At 63.8% G+C, this 17,149-nt stretch carries 25 protein-coding genes; 5 read left to right on the top strand and 20 right to left on the bottom strand.

The window, feature by feature from the left end; translation table 11 throughout:
- Nucleotides 1–7: 7 nt before the first annotated feature.
- Nucleotides 8–253 carry a hypothetical protein gene (locus tag ACMV8A_RS03560; RefSeq protein WP_495324367.1) on the bottom strand — a complete coding sequence of 82 codons (246 nt, stop codon included), beginning with the start codon at nucleotides 251–253 and terminating at the stop codon, nucleotides 8–10.
- A gap of 164 nt (nucleotides 254–417) precedes the next feature.
- Here ACMV8A_RS03560 and ACMV8A_RS03555 point away from each other — a divergent pair, with 164 nt between their 5' ends.
- Nucleotides 418–897, top strand: a complete 480-nt coding sequence (locus ACMV8A_RS03555) for a hypothetical protein (protein ID WP_495324366.1) — start codon at nucleotides 418–420, stop codon at nucleotides 895–897.
- Nucleotides 898–959: 62 nt separating this feature from the next.
- Here the strand turns inward: ACMV8A_RS03555 and ACMV8A_RS03550 are convergent, their stop codons facing one another.
- The 11 genes from ACMV8A_RS03550 to leuA all read right to left on the bottom strand — a co-directional run bounded on the left by ACMV8A_RS03550 (nucleotide 960) and on the right by leuA (nucleotide 9,015).
- The gene (locus tag ACMV8A_RS03550; RefSeq protein ID WP_495324365.1) at nucleotides 960–1,313 is read right to left on the bottom strand and encodes a nucleotide pyrophosphohydrolase; all 354 of its coding nucleotides are present in this window, start codon (nucleotides 1,311–1,313) and stop codon (nucleotides 960–962) included.
- Nucleotides 1,314–1,326: 13 nt separating this feature from the next.
- Nucleotides 1,327–2,019 carry a uracil-DNA glycosylase family protein gene (locus tag ACMV8A_RS03545; protein WP_495324364.1) on the bottom strand — a complete coding sequence of 231 codons (693 nt, stop codon included), beginning with the start codon at nucleotides 2,017–2,019 and terminating at the stop codon, nucleotides 1,327–1,329.
- A gap of 29 nt (nucleotides 2,020–2,048) precedes the next feature.
- Entirely contained in the window at nucleotides 2,049–2,687 is a 639-nt protein-coding gene (locus ACMV8A_RS03540; protein WP_495324363.1) for a hypothetical protein, read from the bottom strand.
- Nucleotides 2,688–2,766: 79 nt separating this feature from the next.
- Nucleotides 2,767–3,234 carry a Cys-tRNA(Pro) deacylase gene (ybaK, locus tag ACMV8A_RS03535; RefSeq protein ID WP_495324362.1) on the bottom strand — a complete coding sequence of 156 codons (468 nt, stop codon included), beginning with the start codon at nucleotides 3,232–3,234 and terminating at the stop codon, nucleotides 2,767–2,769.
- Complete coding sequence (locus ACMV8A_RS03530) at nucleotides 3,231–3,770, bottom strand: hypothetical protein (RefSeq protein WP_495324361.1); 540 nt, start codon at nucleotides 3,768–3,770, stop codon at nucleotides 3,231–3,233. Before ACMV8A_RS03530 ends, ybaK begins: the two co-directional genes overlap by 4 nt.
- Nucleotides 3,767–4,147 carry a hypothetical protein gene (locus tag ACMV8A_RS03525; RefSeq protein ID WP_495324360.1) on the bottom strand — a complete coding sequence of 127 codons (381 nt, stop codon included), beginning with the start codon at nucleotides 4,145–4,147 and terminating at the stop codon, nucleotides 3,767–3,769. The genes ACMV8A_RS03530 and ACMV8A_RS03525 overlap by 4 nt, the downstream gene beginning before the upstream one ends.
- Nucleotides 4,144–4,410 carry a GIY-YIG nuclease family protein gene (locus ACMV8A_RS03520; protein ID WP_495324359.1) on the bottom strand — a complete coding sequence of 89 codons (267 nt, stop codon included), beginning with the start codon at nucleotides 4,408–4,410 and terminating at the stop codon, nucleotides 4,144–4,146. Before ACMV8A_RS03520 ends, ACMV8A_RS03525 begins: the two co-directional genes overlap by 4 nt.
- Before the next feature lie 163 nt (nucleotides 4,411–4,573).
- A complete protein-coding gene (locus tag ACMV8A_RS03515; protein WP_495324358.1) occupies nucleotides 4,574–6,166 on the bottom strand; it encodes an ABC-F family ATPase in 1,593 nt (530 codons plus the stop codon).
- 196 nt (nucleotides 6,167–6,362) lie between these two features.
- Nucleotides 6,363–6,788 (bottom strand): alternative ribosome rescue aminoacyl-tRNA hydrolase ArfB, encoded by a 426-nt coding sequence (gene arfB / locus ACMV8A_RS03510; RefSeq protein WP_495324357.1) that lies wholly within the window; start codon nucleotides 6,786–6,788, stop codon nucleotides 6,363–6,365.
- 3 nt (nucleotides 6,789–6,791) lie between these two features.
- Nucleotides 6,792–7,190, bottom strand: coding sequence for a YajD family HNH nuclease (locus tag ACMV8A_RS03505; RefSeq protein ID WP_495324356.1), 399 nt, complete (start codon nucleotides 7,188–7,190; stop codon nucleotides 6,792–6,794).
- A 154-nt stretch (nucleotides 7,191–7,344) separates the two neighbouring features.
- Complete coding sequence (gene leuA, locus ACMV8A_RS03500; RefSeq protein WP_495324355.1) at nucleotides 7,345–9,015, bottom strand: 2-isopropylmalate synthase; 1,671 nt, start codon at nucleotides 9,013–9,015, stop codon at nucleotides 7,345–7,347.
- Nucleotides 9,016–9,280: 265 nt separating this feature from the next.
- Between leuA and ACMV8A_RS03495 the strand changes: the two genes are divergently transcribed.
- Nucleotides 9,281–9,742, top strand: coding sequence for an Lrp/AsnC family transcriptional regulator (locus ACMV8A_RS03495; RefSeq protein WP_495324354.1), 462 nt, complete (start codon nucleotides 9,281–9,283; stop codon nucleotides 9,740–9,742).
- Between the two features lie 36 nt (nucleotides 9,743–9,778).
- Here ACMV8A_RS03495 and ACMV8A_RS03490 read toward each other — a convergent pair whose 3' ends face one another.
- The 7 genes from ACMV8A_RS03490 to ACMV8A_RS03460 all read right to left on the bottom strand — a co-directional run bounded on the left by ACMV8A_RS03490 (nucleotide 9,779) and on the right by ACMV8A_RS03460 (nucleotide 14,411).
- Nucleotides 9,779–10,867 carry a DUF2156 domain-containing protein gene (locus ACMV8A_RS03490; protein ID WP_495324353.1) on the bottom strand — a complete coding sequence of 363 codons (1,089 nt, stop codon included), beginning with the start codon at nucleotides 10,865–10,867 and terminating at the stop codon, nucleotides 9,779–9,781.
- A 178-nt stretch (nucleotides 10,868–11,045) separates the two neighbouring features.
- A complete protein-coding gene (locus ACMV8A_RS03485) occupies nucleotides 11,046–11,414 on the bottom strand; it encodes a DUF6164 family protein (RefSeq protein ID WP_495324352.1) in 369 nt (122 codons plus the stop codon).
- Nucleotides 11,414–12,085: a hypothetical protein gene (locus ACMV8A_RS03480; protein WP_495324351.1), complete on the bottom strand. Its 672-nt coding sequence runs from the start codon at nucleotides 12,083–12,085 to the stop codon at nucleotides 11,414–11,416. Before ACMV8A_RS03480 ends, ACMV8A_RS03485 begins: the two co-directional genes overlap by 1 nt.
- A gap of 126 nt (nucleotides 12,086–12,211) precedes the next feature.
- Complete coding sequence (locus tag ACMV8A_RS03475; RefSeq protein ID WP_495324350.1) at nucleotides 12,212–12,511, bottom strand: MTH1187 family thiamine-binding protein; 300 nt, start codon at nucleotides 12,509–12,511, stop codon at nucleotides 12,212–12,214.
- 34 nt (nucleotides 12,512–12,545) lie between these two features.
- On the bottom strand, nucleotides 12,546–13,136 hold the full coding sequence (locus ACMV8A_RS03470) for a c-type cytochrome (protein WP_495324349.1): 591 nt from the start codon (nucleotides 13,134–13,136) through the stop codon (nucleotides 12,546–12,548).
- Nucleotides 13,137–13,199: 63 nt separating this feature from the next.
- A complete protein-coding gene (locus tag ACMV8A_RS03465; RefSeq protein ID WP_495324348.1) occupies nucleotides 13,200–14,222 on the bottom strand; it encodes a cyclic di-GMP phosphodiesterase in 1,023 nt (340 codons plus the stop codon).
- Nucleotides 14,223–14,243: 21 nt separating this feature from the next.
- On the bottom strand, nucleotides 14,244–14,411 hold the full coding sequence (locus ACMV8A_RS03460; RefSeq protein WP_495324347.1) for a rubredoxin: 168 nt from the start codon (nucleotides 14,409–14,411) through the stop codon (nucleotides 14,244–14,246).
- A 303-nt stretch (nucleotides 14,412–14,714) separates the two neighbouring features.
- Between ACMV8A_RS03460 and ACMV8A_RS03455 the strand changes: the two genes are divergently transcribed.
- The 3 genes from ACMV8A_RS03455 to ACMV8A_RS03445 all read left to right on the top strand — a co-directional run bounded on the left by ACMV8A_RS03455 (nucleotide 14,715) and on the right by ACMV8A_RS03445 (nucleotide 16,101).
- Complete coding sequence (locus ACMV8A_RS03455) at nucleotides 14,715–14,954, top strand: hypothetical protein (protein WP_495324346.1); 240 nt, start codon at nucleotides 14,715–14,717, stop codon at nucleotides 14,952–14,954.
- Nucleotides 14,955–15,035: 81 nt separating this feature from the next.
- Nucleotides 15,036–15,845 (top strand): hypothetical protein, encoded by an 810-nt coding sequence (locus ACMV8A_RS03450; protein ID WP_495324345.1) that lies wholly within the window; start codon nucleotides 15,036–15,038, stop codon nucleotides 15,843–15,845.
- A 4-nt stretch (nucleotides 15,846–15,849) separates the two neighbouring features.
- Nucleotides 15,850–16,101, top strand: coding sequence for a hypothetical protein (locus ACMV8A_RS03445; protein ID WP_495324344.1), 252 nt, complete (start codon nucleotides 15,850–15,852; stop codon nucleotides 16,099–16,101).
- Between the two features lie 81 nt (nucleotides 16,102–16,182).
- Here ACMV8A_RS03445 and ACMV8A_RS03440 read toward each other — a convergent pair whose 3' ends face one another.
- Nucleotides 16,183–17,139 carry a PDC sensor domain-containing protein gene (locus ACMV8A_RS03440; RefSeq protein ID WP_495324343.1) on the bottom strand — a complete coding sequence of 319 codons (957 nt, stop codon included), beginning with the start codon at nucleotides 17,137–17,139 and terminating at the stop codon, nucleotides 16,183–16,185.
- Nucleotides 17,140–17,149: the final 10 nt, after the last annotated feature.

Here is a 17,149-nt window from a genome sequence, read left to right as displayed (position 1 = left end):
ATGCCTGTCAGGGGTTCACGGGATCGCAGGAGCCCAAGCGCAGCCAGAAACCATCCTGGCAACGCAGCAGCTCATCGCCGCTGCACACATAATCGCCGCGCTGGGAGGCGATGCCGTTGAACTGGCACATCGCCGCTTCGCCCAGCTGCTGGACGCCTTCCGCGTAGCGCTCGTCGGCTTCTTCCAGGATGGGTGAGGTGCGCTGTTCCGGATCAGGCGCACCGACATGGGGCGCTGCTATGCGTTCAGACATGGCCTCCCTCCCGCAAGTTACTCCGAAAGGATACCGGCAGATGAGCGGAAACGCTATGTATCAGGGGCAGTTACACGGCGGCGTGCAGGATGGCAATCGCGTTGGTCCGAAAAATGCTTTGTAAAACCCGTTGTTAGCATGTTGTTAACGGCGGAGGAACAGCGATGGCGGAACATTGGCTACAGATCAAGGGCGACCCGTCCGTGCGCCGCTTCGTCTTCGAACAGACCCGGACGGCCAGCCTCTTCGATACCCGCATCGATGACCTGATGGCGACGGTGGCGGCCCTGCTCACCCGCCACGGCGTGTTCCACGCCAAGATCCACTTCTCCAGCAACCAGCTCACCTGCTGGTTGTACAACGACCCCTACCGCTATCGGGTATTCGTCGGCGAGGAGGTGTTTGCCGCGGACTTCCTGGCAGGCTTCGATCAGGTGGTGGCCATCGATCGGCCGCTGATCGCCGCCGCCATCGTGCCGGCGATTCTGGCGGAGTTCCGCCGCCTGCGCCTCAAGGATCAGTCGGTCTACCTACGCAACGGCTCGCTGAATCTCATCAACGGCCTCATCGGCATGACCTTTTCCTGCGATGGCAGTCACTACATACCGGTGGGGGAGTTCTTCGAGACGGTGCGGAATTTGTGACGGCCTGGCAACAGCCCCCCGCGCGATGATTTACGGAAGCTCTGAATAAGTTCGGAGCCTCCTTACTTGTATTCTTCTGCCCGCCTGGCACTCCCCTTGACCTTGTCCACCGGATAGCGCTGTTCGTTGCGTGCCATCTTGTCCTCCACGGCGCGGATCAGATCGACGTGGAGACGGTCGGCGATGCGGATCAGATAGATCTGGATATCGGCCAGTTCCAGGCGCACCTCTTCCAGCTTCTCCGCGCTCAGGGTTTCGCTCTGTTCGGCGGTGAGCCACTGGAAATGCTCGACCAACTCGGCGGCCTCGGCGATGAGGGCCATGGCGAGGTTCTTGGGGGTGTGGAACTGCTCCCAGTCGCGCGCCTGGGCAAAGCGGGCGAGGCGTTGGCGCAGGTCTTCCAGGCTGTCGCTCACGGCGTGGTTCTCCTCATCTTATGCGCCAGTTATCGGTGCTCACCTGCAATTGCCGCAGGCGCGCCAAGAGCAGGCTGGGAAAGCGCTTGTACCAGGTGGCATTGAGTGGTGAGGGATGCGGCAGCGGATGCAGGCGCAGGCGGCGCCGGGTGCCGTCGCGGGCGGCGAGCATGATCTCCGTGTGCTGCTCGAAGCGGTCCTCGCGTTCCCAGTACGCTTCCAGTTGCGCCTGCACCGCCTTGTCCTGATTGAGGGCGAACCAGAGAAAGGCCTCGCGCCCGAGCGTAATCATGTCCTGGCCCTGCCAGGTGTGCAGCAGCAGGTCGGCCACCAGGGGCTGGAACTGTTTCTTTACCTTGGTCGACCAGGCCTTGTTGCCGATGGGCTTGTAAGGAACGGTGTTGGCCCAGAAGAACATCTTGCCCACTTCCACCGAGGCAGCGAAGTCGGGCAAGGGCTTGCCGTACAGGTGTTGGTACAGCGCGCCGCGCACCTTCTGGCCGCCGGCGCCGATGAAGGGCAGGCCGTGCTGCACCTCGTCGCGGCCGGGGTCGCGGCCGAAGAAGGCGACGCGCACGTCGGAGGCGCCGAGGCCGATGATGGGCTCAAGCGGGTTTTTGCCGCAGTCGTCATATACCGGGGTGTCGATCCCGTTCAGTTCACGGGCCAGGGGCACGAAGGCGTGGTGCAGGTCGGAGGCGTTCATGGTCGGCAATTTTGCCACAGCGACGGCGGTTAGCGGCGAAAGCGATAGTAATAGTCGTAGCAGGGCTGGCACAGGGAGTGACTGGTGCGCGGCGGCTGCTTCGCCACCCAGTCCGGCACCCAGTCCCAGTGCCCCGGTTGTGCCGCCCGCTGTACACGGCGGCAATGGCTGCACTGCACGAGCAGGCCGTGACTGTCGCGGTAACGACTTTCATCGGGGGCCTGCGGGCCTGCATCGGCGGCCGGGTGTGGTTGTTCGATGGTCAGGCTGTTGATGACGATCACGGCTGTGTGGTTGGTCAGCGGGTAGCTGTTTTGATGAAAGCGACGCAAGACTTCCGCACTGGAGCATTCGTAGTCGTGCTGCCAGGCACTGCCCTCACGCAGCACCTGTGTATAGGCCTCCACATAAAAGTGCTGCAACGGGCCGCTGATGGCATGCTGCAGCGTGGTGCCCAGGCCGAAGCGGGTGGAGATGGCCGGCTCCCCCATGTTCTGCGCCGCAAACTCGAACCAGGCCGGATTGAAGTAGCACAGCCGCAACTCCTGATCGAGGGCATACACCGCACCAGGCTCATTCTCCAGCGTACTCAGGTCGAACTTGTCCAGCGCCGCGGCAAAGCCGGGTGTGATGCGTGTCGGGAGAGGCTGCTGGGGGGCGGTGGGCATGGGGTCGGTACCGGCTTGGTGGCGACGCCTAATTATCGGCGCCTACGGCGGCTTTCGCCAGCGTCACGCCAGAGAAGTCTCAGCGGGCGATGGCGGCGAACACGCCCTGTGTGAGTGCCGCGAGATCGTGCGGCGCCAGCTCGATCTCCAGACCGCGGCGCCCTGCGCTGACATACACCGTGGCCTGTCCGAGTGCCGAGTCGTCGATGACGGTGCGCAGGCGCTTCTTCTGGCCCAGCGGGCTGATGCCGCCGACCACATAGCCCGTGGCGCGCTCGGCTTCGACCGGCTTCGCCATCTCCGCGCTGCGGGCATGAAGTGCGGCGGCGAGCTGCTTGAGGTTGAGCTGCTGCGCCACTGGCACGACGGCAACGACCAGCTCCTTTCTGTCCAACTGCGCCAACAAGGTTTTGAACACCTGCGCCTTGCTCAGACCCAGCTTGTCCGCGGCCTCTTCGCCGTAGGAGGCCGCGGCCTTGTCGTGTGCGTAACTGTGCAGGGTATAGGTGATGCGCGCGGCCTTGGCGGCCTTGATGGCCGGCGTCACGGCGACAGTCCTGCGAGACAGCGCGCCACGTCGGTCATGGCCGTGTACTCGGCGACATCGATGCCGGCCTTGTGGAAATCCATGGCGTCGGGAAAGCCGCTGGCCTGTTCGCCACGCTGCCGTGCCTGCGCCACCCACTGCCGTGACCAGTGGGCCAGCGTCGCAAGCGTCGTATCGTCGAAGGTAGCGGCACAGCGGCTCAGTATCTCCCAGAAGCCACTGCGCGATAGCGGACGATAAAGTGCGGCGATGGCCGTCACCTCCTGTTGCAACAAGGCTTGTGTCAGCCGTTGCATGTTTTGCTGCAACAGGGTCGCGCGCGCCTGCTCGATATGCCGTTCCAGTAACTGGCGGATTGCCATGTAGACCGGGCGCGCCTGCACGCCGGCGTCGGCGCCAGTAGCGATGAAGGTCTGCAAGGCAGTAAGGGCGGCGAGGTGTTGCTCGCTGCCCAGGGCGTGGGTGGCGAGGTGGCGGCAGAAGTGTTCCATCTGCTCCGGTGTGTACCGCAGCGTCAGGGTGTCGTCCGTACTCATGAGATCAGCACCGCCTCGATCTGTGCCTCGCTCACCGGATAGGTGAACACGGCATGCAGGGGATGTATGGCATTGAGTTTAGTCACGTGCGGCAGGTCGTCCTTGCCGGCCAGCACGATGACCCGGGCCTGCGGCGCATACTTCACCAGCGAATGCAGCAGCACGTCCAGGTTGCTGATGTTGGTGGCCTGATAGTAGGTGCTGAAGGCGTAGATGAAGTCGGCCACCACATAGGCCGGCGGCTGCTGCTTGAGTGCGGCGATGGCCTTGCGTTGGCTGTCGAAGCGCAGTTCGGCGAAACCCATGCGCGCATACATGGCGCTGCACTGGGGATGTTGTGGGGCTTCGACGATGGAATAGAGCCGGGGCTGGGTCATGATGCGGTCGTGCCTTGTGCCAGCGCCAGCTTCGCGCTGCGGCTTAAGTGGCGGATCGCCGCTTCGCGCTTGCAGGCCGCCGAGCGATTATCGGTGGCCTCGCAGTACAGCAGCTCCACCGGACGGCGGGCGCGGGTGTAGCGCGCGCCCCGTTTGTCGCTATGGTTGTGCTCGTCGACACGGCGTGCCACGTCGGTGGTCACGCCGGTATACAGCGTGCCGTCGGCGCAGCGCAGCAGGTAGACGAACCAGGGGGCAGACATGATGGGGGAGTATACCAAGCGCGGGCGGATGTGCGCTCTGAAACGCCGCTGAGTCAAGGTGCGCTGCGCGCAGATTTTGACGGGGGCGGAACCCCGACCCAAATAATCCGCGCGCAGCGCACAAGTCCTAAGGCAATTCAGACGGCATACTACCCAACAGATATCACTCGATCGCCTGACTCCGCAGGTAGTCCTCATAGGTGCCGCTGAAGTCGACGATGCCATTGGGCGTCAACTCGATGATGCGCGTGGCCAGCGAGGAGACGAACTCGCGGTCGTGGCTGACGAAGATCAGCGTGCCATCGTAGTTCTCCAGCGCCAGGTTGAGCGACTCGATGGATTCCATGTCCAGATGGTTGGTGGGTTCGTCCATGATCATGATGTTGGGGCGCTGCAGCATCAGCTTGCCGAACAGCATGCGGCCCTGTTCGCCACCGGAGATCACCTTTACCGATTTACCGATATCGTCCTGCGAGAACAGCAGGCGGCCGAGGGTGCCGCGGATCACCTGCTCGTCGTCGCCGGGTTTGGCCCAGTGGCTCATCCAGTCGAATAGGGTCATGTCGTTGGCGAAATCGGCGGCATGGTCCTGGGCGAAGTAGCCGATGGCGGAGTTCTCCGACCATTTGATGTGGCCGCGGTCGGATTCGAGGTCATTGACCAGGCAGCGCAGCAGGGTGGTCTTGCCGATGCCGTTGGGGCCGATGACGGCAATGCGCTCGCCCACTTCCACCAGCAGGTTGAGATTGTCGAACAGCGGCTTGCCGTCGTAGCCCTTGGACAGGCCCTCGACCTCGAGCACGTTGCGGTACAGCTTCTTTTCCTGGTTGAAGCGGATGAACGGGTTCTGCCGGCTCGATGGCTTGACCTCTTCCAGCTTGATCTTGTCGATCTGCCGCGCGCGCGAGGTGGCCTGTTTGGCCTTGGAGGCGTTGGCGGAGAAACGGCTGACGAAGGTCTGCAGTTCGGCGATCTGCGCCTTCTTCTTGGCGTTGTCGGCCAGCAGGCGTTCGCGCACCTGGGTGGCGGCGGTCATGTACTCGTCGTAGTTGCCGGGATAGACGCGCAGCTCGCCGTAGTCCAGGTCGGCCATGTGGGTGCACACCGAGTTCAGGAAGTGGCGGTCATGGGAGATGATTACCATGGTGCTGTTGCGGGCGTTGAGCACGTCTTCCAGCCAGCGGATGGTGTTGATGTCCAGGTTGTTGGTGGGCTCGTCCAGCAGCAGGATGTCCGGATCGGAGAACAGTGCCTGTGCCAGTAGCACGCGCAGCTTCCAGCCCGGCGCCACGGCGCTCATCGGTCCGCTGTGCTGCTCGATGGGGATGCCGACGCCGAGCAGCAGCTCGCCGGCGCGCGCCTCGGCGGTGTAGCCGTCATACTCGGCGAACTGCACCTCCAGGTCGGCTACCTTCATGCCGTCCTCTTCGCTCATCTCCGGCAGGGCATAGATGCGATCGCGCTCGTGCTTGATCTGCCACAATTCGGCATGGCCCATGATCACCGTGTCGAGCACGCTGTACTGCTCGAAGGCGAACTGGTCCTGGCGCAGCTTGCCCAGGCGTTCATTGGGGTCGAGGCTGACATTGCCGGCGGAGGGTTCGAGGTCACCACCGAGGATCTTCATCAGCGTCGATTTGCCGCAGCCGTTGGCGCCGATCAGGCCGTAGCGGTTGCCATCGCCGAATTTGACGGAGATGTTTTCAAACAGGGGCTTGGCCCCGAATTGCATGGTGATGTTGGCGGTGGTAAGCACGGCGGTGTTCCAGTAACTGTAGTGAACAAGGCAGCAGGCTGGCGTTGTTGCGGCCAGTGGAGCAATGTCCCGGGGTTCGATCAGGTTTGTCTCCGGCGGGCGGGAAAGCGGTTGCCGGAGCGGCGCTATTGTCGCACAGGCGGCGAGCAGTCGCATCATGCACGGGAAATGATGGGTTGCGCTGCGTTCCACCCTCCTAGGTGGAGACCTTGCCCCGCAATGCCTTTACCGCGCCGCGGCGGCTCTTGCCGTCCATGCGCCGGGTCTGCGACGCGCGCGTGGGCTTGGTGGGTTTGCGCGCCTTGGGGGAGGCGGCGACGCTGCGGATCAGGGTCTGGAGGCGGGCCAGGGCGGCCGCGCGGTTCTGTTCCTGGCTGCGGTACTCCTGCGCCTTGAGCACGATGATGCCGTCGGTGCTGATGCGCTGATCACTCAGGGCCAGCAGGCGCTCCTTGTAGTATTCAGGCAGCGATGAGGCGCGGATGTCGAAGCGCAGGTGGATGGCGCTGGCGACCTTGTTGACGTTTTGCCCGCCGGGTCCGCCGGAGCGGATTGCGTCGAGGTCAATTTCATGCAGCGGGAGGGCGACGCGGGCGGAGATGGGCAGGGCGTCTTCCGTCATGTCCTACTTGTCGCCGTCTTTCTTCAGCATGTCCTTCAAGTTGGCGAAGGGATTGAAAGTGGCGGCCTCCTGCTTGGCAGGGGCCAGTCCGTCGTAGCCGCGCACCTTGTCGACGTAGCGCTGGTGTTCGTTGTCATGGCAGTACAGGCAGAGGTTTTCCCAGTTGCTGCCGTCGGGCGGGTTGTTGTCGTGGTTGTGGTCCTTGTGGTGCACCGTCAGCTCGTGCAGGTTGGCCTGGGTGAACTCGCGGCCGCAGCGGCCGCAGATCCAGGGGTGCAGGCGCAGCGACTGTTCACGGTAGCCCTCCAGGCGCTTGTCACGTTCCTTGTGCGCACTGGCCACGATCTTGTCCAGTTTGTTGTGGTCGATGGGCTTGCCCGGGGTGCGGCGCGGATCGGACATGACGGTTTCCTGCGGTGGGACGGTTGTTCGGTAGATTCTATACGGCAAAAACAGTTCACCGCAAAGACCATAAAAGATCGTGGCAGAAATGTAGGGTGGATGCGTTGCGCTTATCCACCCTACAAATGCCCTGCGCCTCTGTGACAGAGGGGGCTTATGCCGCTGCGGTCTGCTGCGCCTGTGCCCGGTTCAGCGCCGACAGCACCGCCTTGAGCGAGGCGCTGACGGTGTCGTGGTCCAGCGCCGCGCCGCTGTAGCGGCGGCCACCGACGTTGAGCTGGATATAGGCCGCGGCCTCGGCGTTGGTACCGCTGCCGATGGCGTGTTCGCTGTAGTCGACCACGTTGACCTGCGCGCCGCTGTGCCGCGTCCAGGCGTCGACGAAGGCGGAGATGGCGCCCTCGCCGCGGCCAGTGAGGGTGCAGGCATCGCCGCGCTCCACCACGTCGGCGGCGATGCTGTCCACGGCGCCCTCGCGGTCGAGGCGGTAACCGTGCAGGCGCACCGGCGCCTGATCGGCAACGAAGTGGGCGAGGAACAAGTGATGGATCGTCGCACTGTCGATCTCGCCGCTGCGCCGTTCGCTCTCGCGCTGCACCACCTGCGCCAGCTCCACCTGCATCCAGCGCGGCAAGGATAGGCCGTAGTCGCGCTCCAGCACGAAGGCCACACCGCCCTTGCCCGACTGGCTGTTGACGCGGATCACCGCCTGGTAGTCGCGGCCGAGGTCACGCGGATCGATGGGCAGATAGGCCACCTGCCAGGGCTCGTCCGGCTGTTGCAACTTGAGGCTCTTGCGAATGGCGTCCTGATGGCTGCCGGAGAAGGCCGTATAGACCATTTCGCCGATCCAGGGATGACGCGGATGCACCGGAAGCCCGGTGCATTCGGTGTAGGTTTGGATGATGGCATCCGGATTGGACAGATCCAGCTGCGGATCGATGCCTTGGCTGTAGAGGTTCATCGCCATGGTGACGATGTCCATGTTGCCGGTCCGCTCGCCATTGCCGAGCAGGGTGCCCTCGACGCGGTCGGCGCCGGCGAGCAGCGCCATCTCCGCCGCCGCCACGGCGCAGCCACGGTCGTTGTGGGTGTGCACCGAGACGATGATGCTGTCGCGCCGGCTGACGTGACGGCAGAACCACTCCACCTGATCGGCGAACACGTTGGGCGTGGCGCTCTCCACCGTGGCCGGCAGATTGATGATGCAGCGATGTTCGGGCGTCGGTTGCCACACGTCGATCACCGCATCGCATACCTCCACCGCGTAATCCATCTCGGTGTTGGAAAAGCTCTCCGGCGAGTACTGGAAGGTCCATGCGGTGGCCGGATATTTGGCCGCCTCGCGCTTGAGCAGTTCCGCGCCGCGCACGGCGATGGCCTTGATGCCTTCGCGGTCCATCTGGAACACGCGCTCGCGCTGCACCGTGGAGGTGGAGTTGTAGACGTGGACGATGGCCCGCTTTGCTCCGCGCAGGGCTTCGAAGGTGCGCGTGATGAGGTCCTCGCGCGCCTGCACCAGCACCTGCACGGTGACATCGTCGGGGATCTGCCGCGCCTCGATGAGCCAGCGCACGAAGTCGTAGTCCGGCTGCGAGGCGGAGGGAAAACCCACCTCGATCTCCTTGAAGCCAAGCTGCACCAGCAAGGCCCACAGCGTGCGCTTCTGCGCCACGTCCATGGGCTCCAGCAACGCCTGGTTGCCGTCGCGCAGGTCGACGCTGGCCCAGATGGGGGCGCGTTCGATGACGCGGTTGGGCCACTGGCGGTCGGCCAGGGCCACCGGCGCGGCGGGGCGGTACTTGCGGTGGTCGAAGGCTTTCATGGTTGCTCCTGGTGTCGCAGTGACAATAGGGGCGCGGGTAGCGCCGGACAGCTTGGGCGGCCCTTGTGGGGCGTTGCCGTTGCCCTTTCCTTGTGGGATTGGGCAGGTTTGGCCCGATGTTGGCGGGTTGGTGAAAGATTACGCCTGCGACGGCGGCAGGTGCTTGCGAAGTTTGGTGTTAATCTGGCATGTCGGGCAATAATGTTGCGCAAAATAATGATGTGGCGCCATAATCAGCCTGTACTTGTCACTCGGAACCGACCTCATGGAACTGGACCGCTACGACCGCCGCATTCTCGAGGCCCTGCAACAGGACGGCCGCATCAGCAACCAGGAGCTGGCCGAGCGCATCGGCCTGTCGCCCTCGCCCTGCCTGCGCCGGGTGCGCGCCCTGGAGGAGGCCGGGCTGATCGTCGGCTATCGCGCCCTGCTCGACGCCAAGGCCCTGGGCCTGACCCTGATGGCGCTGATCCACATCTCCATGGACCGCCACACGCCGGAGCGCTTCGCCAATTTCGAGGCGAAGGTCGCCGCCCTGCCGGAGGTGCTGGAGTGTCTGCTCATCACCGGCCAGGATGCCGACTACCAGCTCAAGGTGGTGGTGCGCGACATGGAGGCCTACCAGGAGTTGCTGCTCAACAAGATCACCCGCATCGAAGGGGTGAGCGGGGTGCACTCCAGCTTCGTGATGCGCCGGGTGGTGGACAAGACGGCCTTGCCGGTTTGAGGCTCGGTTTCGAGTTTCGCGCGAGGTATCGCCACCCTACATGTGATCCCGGCGTTTCAGCGTGAACTTCTCGCCGAACAGCACCGGCCGGTAGCTCATCTTCACCCGGCGCAGGTTTTCCAGGCCGAGGTCGTCGCCGACGTTGATGTAGTCGCAGGCGGCGAAGGTGCGGGCAAATTCGCGGAACAGGTATTGCGCCGCGCCGGGGATGGCGAAGTTGGTCTTCTCCACCAGCACGCTGGCCATGGTCTTGCTGATGCGCTCGCCGAAGGTGTAGCCCTCGATGCGCCCGTCGACGATGAGGCACAGTCCAGTCAATCCCAAGGCGTCGTAGTGGGCTAGGGCGCGCTCGATGCCCTGCCGTTCCAGTTCCACGCTGGCGATGAAGTCGGCCACGGCGGTGCCGTGCAGCCCTTCCAGGCGCGCGCGCATCCACTGGCTGAGCAGCTCGCGCATGCCGTTCCAGTGGCCGCGGTGCAGCGGCTCGATGCGATGGTTGGGATGGGCGCGGCAGAACTGGTTGATCTCGCTGCGCTTGGTCTTGTAGCTGTTGCCGCGCAGTTCGATCAGATCGGTGGTGCGGTAGATGTAGTCGGGGAAGGCCGGTTCCAGTTGCCACAGGCCGTCGAGGTGCGGCGAGCGGCCATCGCTATCCAGCTCCAGCAGGCGGGCAAATTCCGGGCTGACGAAGTCCACCCGGCCGTCGTCAGCCGTGTGGTTGTAGCTGTCCATGATGTCGATGCAGGTGCGCAGCGCACGCACCTGATTCGGTGCTGCGCCGATGGGTGGCAGCAGCATGCCGAGCTGGTTGCCGTTCAGGCTGAACAGGCAGAAGCAGTCGTCGATGACCTGGTAGAAGCCGCTCATGCGCGACAGCCACATGAAGTTGTTGCTGAAGCTGAGGTCGGCGACGAGGAAGTCGCAGGCGCTGACGTGGCTGTCGAACAGCGGCTTGGCGTCGATGGTCAGCGGGAGCAGGCGGTGTGTGCCGGCGGAGAGAAAACGCTGTGTTGCCGGGGTGCTGACGGGGAGGGGAACGACGGGCCGGGCGGCGGGAGAAGGCGCGGGGCCGAATATATGGGGTTCCGAAGTTTCGCTACTGCCGATCTCTAGGTTTGCGCGCATACACGCTCCGCAAAGGACCTCTTGTTGCTTGTGGGGTTGTCGAGGGTAGACCGGAAGGTCTGTCAGGAGGGGCCTCGCGGCATCCTGCCCCGGACGCCGCTTTTATAGCGGAGCGCCGGGGGGAAAAGAAGGGGGGGCAGAAAAAATTATTTTGCCGGGGGGGATTGCGGGCGCAAGGCTAGCGCCAGTGCAGGAACGGCGCCAGGGTGAAATACAGGATCACCAGGATGATGGCGGCGTACACCAGCAGGCGCACGGGGTCGTGGCGGAAGCGGTCGGCGAGGGTCTCCGCTCGGCCTTCCCGCTGCCGGGCCGCGTAGTCGGCGCGGGCGGATTGGCTGCGTCGTTCCTGGTAGTCGTCGATGAGGCGGCGGGCCTCCTCCTCGCGGTGGTCGTCAGCGTCGCGCAGCCAGATGGCGGCGACGGAGATGCCCCAGCGCCCGGCCTGGGTCTCGTAATAGTCGATGTGGTGGGCCTCGAGCAGGGCGCGCACCTCGCTCGCCTCGTCCTCGGGCACGCCGTTCAGCCTGAACAACAGGATAGGCATCAGGGGGGCGCCTCGTAATGCACCATGATGCGCAGGGTCAGTGCCTGCGTCGCGTCACCGTGCAGGTAGTCCTGGCAGACCAGTTTGCTGCTGTCGGACTCCAGGCGCTCCTGCGCCTGGCCGGAGTAGCCGGTGGTGGCGTCTGCCGCCGTGGCCGCGGCCTGGGGTGCGTCCTCGCCGCGCCGGAGGAAGCGGGACACCTGGCTGACCGTGGCGTTTGCCGGCACGCTGGCGCACAGGGTGATGCGTTCGGGCGGCTGTTCGTTGCATGGGCCGCAGGGCGGCAGGGTGACCGTGGCGGTGGCGACACCCGCGCCATTCCCGCTGCCCGGGCCGGCGCGCTCCAGCCGTTCGGCGGCGGCATTGAGCTGATCCAGCTTGGCGTTGAATTCGCTGCGCAGCAGGTCGGCCTCATTTTTCTTGCCGGTGTGCAGGTATTGCGCCAGTACAAAGCCGCCCACCGCCGAGGCGATGAGCAGCACGGTGATGGCGACCACCGGGCCGCGTCGCGCCTGTTTGGTCACCGGCTGACCGCGCTCGCGCGCCTTCATCTCCTTCTTCCAGGCCATGCGTAATTGGATCAGTGTCGCGGTGATGGTGGCGGTGGCGCCGATGAGCGAGGCCAGCAGGGCGGCCACCGGCATGGTGATGTTGCTGAGTTGAAAATCCATTCCGTGCCCCGGTTAGGCAGAGATGCGCCCGCCGCGCGGGCTCTCGTTGATGGGGTGCACTATACAACGAGACGGCGCGCGGCGGTGAGACGGCGGTGTGTGATGGCTTTGGCGTTTCGGCGGATTTCAGGTCCGTAGCCGCTCGACACTGGCGACCTTGTCATGCAGCGACTGTTCGCGATCGGTGCGCGTGCCCACGGAGATGAAGGTCTGGATGCGGGGTGCCCCCAGCGCGTGCACCGCCTCGTGGCAACGGCGGATGGCGGCAAAGACCGCGTCCCATTCACCCTCGATGTTGGTGCCGTTGGCGTGCAGTTCGTGATGCAGGCCGGCGGCCGTCAGCACCTGTCCGCAGGCCACCACGTAGCGCGACACCGACACCTCGGTGCCGATGGGCACCACCTGCAGGTTGACCAGTACCTTCATCCCCTCTTCTCCTGTCGCGCGCTGGGCCGGCTGACTATTTTCCGCTCAGGTAGCGTGCCAAGGCTTCGATCTCCATCTCCGTCAACTTGGAGGCGATGGAGTGCATGACGGCGTTGTCGTTGGTGCGCTCGCGGCTGGTGAAGTCATGTAACTGGGTGACCAGATAGCGCATGTGCTGGCCGGCGATGCGTGGCAGCTTATCCGTGCCGGCGCCGTCCGGGCCATGGCAGGAGGCACAGTCCGCCACGCCCGACCACTTGTTGCCGTTGTGATAGAGGTACTTGCCCACACCGGCCAGCTCGGGGTCGGAGACGCGATGGGCCTGCGGCGGCTTGCTGCTGAAGTATTGCCCCAGCGCGACCATCTCGTCTTCGGTGAGATCGGCGGCCATTTCATTCATGGTGCCCTTGCGCCGGCCGCTCTTGAAGTCGGCCAGTTGCTTGGCGATATAGGCGGCGTTCTGGCCGGCAAGGCGTGGATAGATGGCGTTGGAGCTTTCGCCCTCCATGCCATGACACAACTGGCACTTGTTGGCGACGATGGTCTGGGCGCGGGCCAGATCGGCAGCGTGCGCACCGCTCACGGCCAGGCAGGTCAATGCAGCGAGACAGAGTGGGCGAAACATGATGCAACTCCTGGCATAAAGGATTACGTAGGCTCAGTTTAGCCGTAATCGCCGCCGGCGCGATCAGCGGAACAGGGTAACGAAGGTGTTGAACAGCTGGCGGTCGAAGTGGTTCGGCATTTTGTCGCGCATCAGGGTCAGGGCGTCGAAGGGCGTCATCGCCTTTTTGTAGGAGCGCTCGGCAGTGAGCGCATCGAACACGTCGGCGACGCAGCAGATGCGGCCATAGATGTGAATCTGATCGCCCTTGATACGCTTGGGGTAGCCGCCACCGTCAATCAACTCGTGATGTTCCATGACGATGATGCGGCACTCCTCGGTGAGGGCATCGGCATCGCGCAACAATTTGTAGCCCTGATAGGGATGGATGCGCATGCGGCGCATCTCGCCTTCATCCAGTCGCGCCGGCTTGTTGATGATCGCCGGGTCCACCATCACCTTGCCGAGGTCATGCAAAAAGAAGCCGGCGCCCAACTCCTGCATGTCATGGCCGTCGGAGCCCCTGAACAGCGTCTTGGCCAGCATCAGGCTGAGGATGCCGACGTTGACCGAGTGGGTATAGGTGTAGAAGTCGTGCGCCGTGATGCGCAGCAGGTTTTTGGCGGTTTGATCATCGCGCAGAATCAGATCGCTGACCGAGCTGAGCGCCTCCTTGCTGGCACGGATATTCTCGGCGCTGGGCGCGTCGAGCATGCGCAACATCATCTCCCGGCTGTGGTGGTATACCGCCTTGGCCTTTTGCTCCGGCGCCAGGCGCCTGTCATGCACGGCCTCGCGCAGTTCCACCGGCACCAGGGTGGCGGGATTCCAGATCGGCGGCGGCGCCTGATCCGTGGGGTCGACAATGGCGTCGCTGTGGCTGACATACTCCAGTTGGCCCAGGGCATCTGGCGCGGCCGGCGGCGGTACGTCGCTGCGCGCGAAATCCACCGGCACCTCGCGCAGGCCATGGGCGCGGATCGCGGCGATCTGTTCCGGCGAGGTGAGCTTGAATTTGCTGCGCAGGAAGTTGTGCTCGGTCCATGACAGCGGCAGCTCGACATACATGCCGACGCGCAAATCACCCACCGGGACGTTCTGTTTCATGATCTGTCGGCGCGCTGGCCGCTACTCCTCGGTGATCAGGATGAAGGCGGCCTTGGTGGCGCCACACTCGGGGCAAACCCAGTCATCGGGGATGTCTTCCAGGCGCGTGCCCGGAGCGATGCCGCCGTCCGGGTCGCCCAGGCGCTCGTCATAGATATAGCCGCAAACGTCGCACAGGTAGCGCCGCATGATGAACCTCGGAGTAGGGCGGGAAGACAGCCAGCGTCTAATCTAACAGGCTTACGGTGTGAGTAAAACACTGACAGCGGGGCGTGATGGCTACGCGAGGGTTATGGGACTTATGGCAGCCATAAGTCGGGAGCCGTGCCGCCGCCATGCGGCCGTTCAGTGGCATATCAGCGGCAGGAAACCACACAGGAAATGATAGAAACCTATTGATGTTGAAAGTAATATCGAAATCCAGCGCGGGCATGCGGTCCGCATATGCGGCGGATGATTCGCCGAATAATAGTTGGGCAGCCGGAGAACCGCTTGCGGCTGTCGATTGACGTAGAAGAAGAAGGAGAAGAAGAAATGGCAGTAAATTCGTTCTGCCCCAAAAAGTACGAAGACCATGAAATCGTGGATGGCGATGGCAAGGTCGTGGGTCATATTCGCGTGAAGCCGAGCGGAGTGCTTTGGTCGCCAAAGAACGGCAAGAATTGGTACGGAGTTTCGCTCGCGCAGTTTGCCGCCTTCGTTGAGAAAAACGGCAAGAAGCAGGCAAAGTAGGCGTCCAACAAAGCGCTCCAGCCGACGCCGAAAAGGCTAGCGCCTTTCCGGCTCGGCTGAGCTTCGCATTAGGCCTATTTGATGAACATACTTACCCTGCGTTTGATATATCTCGTATTCGCCGTCGCCATCGTGTCGGCCTCAGGCGTCTCACTGGGCAGTGCCTTGGCCGCAGAGGTGAGGGTCGTTGAGACTTGGCCTGCGGGTGATGAGGTGGTGCTGCCACGCAACCAGAATTTCTACCTGCGTTTGGCCTATGACACGGCCACGCCTGTTGGTATCTGGGTGGCACCGTATTTCCAGGGCAAGCGGGTGAATGTCGGTAGCAGCCCTTCGCCGCGCTATTCGGGCAGCGGTGAGGCCATGGTCTGGTTCTTCTTCATGCAGCCCGGCGAGGAGGTCGATGAAATCCGCATCACGGCAGGGGATGGTCGTGCCCAGAGCACACCTGTCGTCGCCACCTGGCGCGGATACCTGACGGCGGGTAGCGCGGCCGATGCAACGGCATCCCCACCGGAATGGGTAACGCGGATGAACGCGCAAGCCAAGGCCGCACAGGAACAGGCCTATCGCGAGCGCATGGCGGAACCGGTCAGTGCGGGTGACGTCGCATTGCTCAACGGATTCATGCTGGGCATGCTCGCCCTGGGCCTGGCCGGCTTTGCCGCGCCGGCATGGGGGCTGTGGCGCTGGCGCGGCGGTTGGCGGTTGGCGGCAGCGGTGCCTGCGGCGATGATGGCGTTCGTGGTACTGCGTCTGATAGTCGATGTGGCGCGCGATCCCACATCGCACAATCTGTGGCCATTCGAAATCCTGATGACGGGTGCGCTCAGCGTCGCAGTGATGATTGCGCTGGGGTGGGGGCGCAGGCACTTTGGGCAGGAGCGCTGAGCGTATGCCCGCATCCATCGGTGCGTTGATTCTGCTGGCACTGGGCGCGGGGGTGCTTGCAGTGGCGTATCGCGGCTGGCAACACGGCGAGCTGCCAGCCGGTTCACGGGGATTCTCGGCGTACCGCCCCAATCGCGTGGACAATCCGCTGGCCTTCCATTTCTATCTGGTGCTGTACCTGTGCGGCGGTACGGCGCTGACTGTGTGGGGCTTGCTGTCGCTGATCGGGTTGGCGCCGCCTTTGGCGCTGCGCTAGGGAAGCTCTGAACCTTCCCTGGATGATGTGTGACCGAGCCTGACCCTGCGTTCCAGACGCCCCGCCACAGCGTGCTTCGCCCTATTTATTGAGCGTGCCGAACCAGAACCCGGTGTTGCGCTCCAGAAATTCATCCCAGCGCATGTAGTGGGAGCCGTCGCAGGAGAAATTGAGGCCGACCATGCCGTTGACGATGTTGAGCGAACCGGCGCGCAGGTAGATGTTTTCATCGGCGAAGCGCAGGGTGCGGAACATCTCGAATACCGGCATGACGTCGGCGCGGGGCACGATGGCGCGCGGGTGGTAAGGGCGGCGCGGGTAGGCGAGGCAGGTATTGGGATCGGTGAGCTGATCGATGGTGAGCAGGCGGTAGACGAAGGGGTCGTCCACATGCCAGAGGGTGCCGCGGCTGGAAGAGAAGTGCAGCTTGCCGTGGTATACCCCGTGCTCGAGGATCAGCTCGCTCACGATGGGCAGCACCTTGTCCAGCTGCCGGTCCATCGCACTGTCGGCGCGCTGGTGCAGGAAAATGCCGCTGCGGATCGCCGGGTCGCCCTTGATCTGGCGCCAGGTGTCCGGCTCGCGGTAGAGGTCGCCGGTGAGCGGCAGTTCGCGCAGGTCGTAGTCGGCGCCGAGAAAGCCGATGCGTTGGCCGGTCGCATCACGAATGACCTGAATGGCGGTGAGTGACGGCCGCTTCTTGTTGCGGCTGATGTAGGCCTCGGAAAGTTTGAAGTCGGTCGTGCCGATGATGCCCTGCATGTAGGGCCGATCCATGCGGTGGCGAGCGTAATGTTCGGCATCATGGCCGTGGGCGGTGATGTTGTCAGTGAGCTGCACGCCGTTGGCATCGAGTACATACAGATATTTGCAGTGCGCCAGGTCGGGCAGCGCCTGTTCCAGCACGCGCTCCAATTGCACGCGGTCAGTCATCATGGCCGCACAACGCAGCGCCAGCGCATGCATCGCCTCGGCCAGCAGGCCGGTGAGCATCTCGCGTTGCAGGCGGATATTTTCTTCCAAAGTCGGCGTGGTCAACGGGATGCTC

Source organism: Sulfurivermis sp. (assembly GCF_059410345.1).
The sequence above is the reverse complement of the archived record's forward strand: the minus strand, read 5'-3'. Positions and strand labels throughout refer to the sequence as shown.

Coding starts and splice junctions, on each gene's coding strand:
- ACMV8A_RS03480 (WP_495324351.1), bottom strand. CDS start 12,085: ATGGATTTTCAACTCAGCAACATCACCATGCCGGTGGCCGCCCTGCTG.
- ACMV8A_RS03495 (WP_495324354.1), top strand. CDS start 9,281: ATGGAACTGGACCGCTACGACCGCCGCATTCTCGAGGCCCTGCAACAG.
- ACMV8A_RS03470 (WP_495324349.1), bottom strand. CDS start 13,136: ATGTTTCGCCCACTCTGTCTCGCTGCATTGACCTGCCTGGCCGTGAGC.
- ACMV8A_RS03465 (WP_495324348.1), bottom strand. CDS start 14,222: ATGAAACAGAACGTCCCGGTGGGTGATTTGCGCGTCGGCATGTATGTC.
- ACMV8A_RS03505 (WP_495324356.1), bottom strand. CDS start 7,190: ATGTCCGATCCGCGCCGCACCCCGGGCAAGCCCATCGACCACAACAAA.
- ACMV8A_RS03520 (WP_495324359.1), bottom strand. CDS start 4,410: ATGTCTGCCCCCTGGTTCGTCTACCTGCTGCGCTGCGCCGACGGCACG.
- ACMV8A_RS03490 (WP_495324353.1), bottom strand. CDS start 10,867: ATGCGCGCAAACCTAGAGATCGGCAGTAGCGAAACTTCGGAACCCCAT.
- ACMV8A_RS03545 (WP_495324364.1), bottom strand. CDS start 2,019: ATGAACGCCTCCGACCTGCACCACGCCTTCGTGCCCCTGGCCCGTGAA.
- ACMV8A_RS03450 (WP_495324345.1), top strand. CDS start 15,036: ATGAACATACTTACCCTGCGTTTGATATATCTCGTATTCGCCGTCGCC.
- ACMV8A_RS03530 (WP_495324361.1), bottom strand. CDS start 3,770: ATGAGTACGGACGACACCCTGACGCTGCGGTACACACCGGAGCAGATG.
- ACMV8A_RS03475 (WP_495324350.1), bottom strand. CDS start 12,511: ATGAAGGTACTGGTCAACCTGCAGGTGGTGCCCATCGGCACCGAGGTG.
- ACMV8A_RS03525 (WP_495324360.1), bottom strand. CDS start 4,147: ATGACCCAGCCCCGGCTCTATTCCATCGTCGAAGCCCCACAACATCCC.
- arfB (WP_495324357.1), bottom strand. CDS start 6,788: ATGACGGAAGACGCCCTGCCCATCTCCGCCCGCGTCGCCCTCCCGCTG.
- ACMV8A_RS03485 (WP_495324352.1), bottom strand. CDS start 11,414: ATGCCTATCCTGTTGTTCAGGCTGAACGGCGTGCCCGAGGACGAGGCG.
- ACMV8A_RS03560 (WP_495324367.1), bottom strand. CDS start 253: ATGTCTGAACGCATAGCAGCGCCCCATGTCGGTGCGCCTGATCCGGAA.
- ACMV8A_RS03445 (WP_495324344.1), top strand. CDS start 15,850: ATGCCCGCATCCATCGGTGCGTTGATTCTGCTGGCACTGGGCGCGGGG.
- ACMV8A_RS03460 (WP_495324347.1), bottom strand. CDS start 14,411: ATGCGGCGCTACCTGTGCGACGTTTGCGGCTATATCTATGACGAGCGC.
- ACMV8A_RS03555 (WP_495324366.1), top strand. CDS start 418: ATGGCGGAACATTGGCTACAGATCAAGGGCGACCCGTCCGTGCGCCGC.
- ACMV8A_RS03540 (WP_495324363.1), bottom strand. CDS start 2,687: ATGCCCACCGCCCCCCAGCAGCCTCTCCCGACACGCATCACACCCGGC.
- leuA (WP_495324355.1), bottom strand. CDS start 9,015: ATGAAAGCCTTCGACCACCGCAAGTACCGCCCCGCCGCGCCGGTGGCC.